Origin of the sequence: Streptococcus sp. NLN64 (assembly GCF_015831295.1) — a bacterium.
In the GTDB taxonomy this organism is placed as follows: domain Bacteria; phylum Bacillota; class Bacilli; order Lactobacillales; family Streptococcaceae; genus Streptococcus.
Map to the genome: position 1 here is coordinate 1 of NZ_JADXDQ010000106.1, position 1,800 is coordinate 1,800.

1 protein-coding gene is annotated in these 1,800 nt (G+C 43.9%); it reads left to right on the top strand.

Features of this window, described 5'->3' with window-relative positions; translation table 11 throughout:
• A partial coding sequence (locus I2503_RS09305; RefSeq protein ID WP_196967775.1) for a DUF445 family protein occupies positions 1–1,800 on the top strand: 1,800 nt, incomplete at both ends.

Here is a 1,800-nt window from a genome sequence, read left to right on the forward strand (position 1 = left end):
CTATTTCGGAATCGATAAGTGAGTCTGTCTCTGAGTCTATTTCAGAATCGTTAAGTGAATCCGTTTCTGAGTCTATTTCGGAATCGATAAGTGAGTCTGTCTCAGAGTCCATTTCGGAATCCGTAAGTGAATCTATTTCCGAGTCTGTGTCAGAATCGTTAAGCGAGTCTATCTCCGAGTCCATTTCAGAATCGTTAAGCGAGTCTGTCTCCGAATCTGTCTCAGAATCGTTAAGTGAATCCGTTTCTGAGTCTATCTCGGAATCCGTAATCGAGTCTGTCTCAGAGTCCATTATGGATTCCTTGAGTGAGTCCGTCTCAGAATCTATTATGGAATCGTTAAGTGAGTCCGTCTCCGAGTCTATTTCAGAATCCGTAAGTGAATCAGTGTCTGAGTCTATTATGGAATCCGTAAGTGAGTCAGTGTCTGAGTCTATTTCGGAATCCGTAAGCGAATCTGTCTCAGAGTCTATTTCAGAATCCGTAAGTGAGTCAGTGTCTGAGTCTATTTCGGAATCAGTGAGCGAGTCAGTTTCTGAGTCTATTTCGGAATCCGTAAGCGAGTCTGTCTCTGAGTCCATTTCAGAATCCGTAAGCGAATCTGTTTCTGAGTCCATTTCGGAATCCGTAAGTGAATCCATTTCCGAGTCTATTTCAGAATCGTTAAGCGAGTCTGTCTCTGAATCAGTATCAGAATCGATAAGTGAGTCTGTTTCTGAGTCTATCTCGGAATCCGTAAGCGAGTCTGTCTCTGAATCAATTTCGGAATCCGTAAGCGAGTCTGTCTCTGAATCTGTGTCGGAATCCGTAAGCGAGTCTGTCTCTGAATCCATTTCGGAATCCGTAAGTGAATCTATTTCTGAGTCTATCTCTGAATCCGTAAGCGAGTCCGTCTCCGAGTCTATTTCAGAATCCGTAAGTGAATCAGTGTCTGAGTCTATTATGGAATCCGTAAGTGAGTCAGTGTCTGAGTCTATTTCGGAATCAGTGAGCGAGTCAGTTTCTGAGTCTATTTCGGAATCCGTAAGCGAGTCTGTCTCTGAGTCCATTTCAGAATCCGTAAGCGAATCTGTTTCTGAGTCCATTTCGGAATCCGTAAGTGAATCCATTTCCGAGTCTATTTCAGAATCGTTAAGCGAGTCTGTCTCTGAATCTGTGTCCGAATCCATAAGCGAATCTATCTCCGAGTCCGTCTCAGAATCGTTAAGCGAGTCTATCTCTGAGTCTGTGTCCGAATCTGTTTCTGAGTCCATTTCGGAATCAGTGAGCGAGTCTGTCTCTGAATCTGTGTTGGAATCCGTAAGCGAATCTATCTCCGAGTCTATTATGGAATCGTTAAGTGAGTCCGTCTCCGAGTCTATTTCGGAATCAGTGAGCGAGTCCGTCTCCGAGTCCATTTCGGAATCCGTAATCGAGTCCGTCTCTGAATCAGTCTCAGAATCGTTAAGTGAGTCTGTTTCTGAGTCCGTCTCAGAATCGTTAAGCGAATCTGTCTCTGAGTCCATTTCGGAATCCGTAAGCGAGTCTATCTCTGAGTCCGTTTCAGAATCGTTAAGCGAGTCTGTCTCTGAATCAGTCTCAGAATCGTTAAGTGAGTCTGTTTCTGAGTCCGTCTCAGAATCCGTAAGTGAATCTGTCTCTGAGTCTGTGTCGGAATCCGTAAGTGAATCAGTGTCTGAGTCTATTTCGGAATCGATAAGTGAGTCTGTCTCTGAGTCTATTTCAGAATCGTTAAGTGAATCCGTTTCTGAGTCTATTTCGGAATCGATAAGTGAGTCTGTCTCAGAGTCCATTTCGGAAT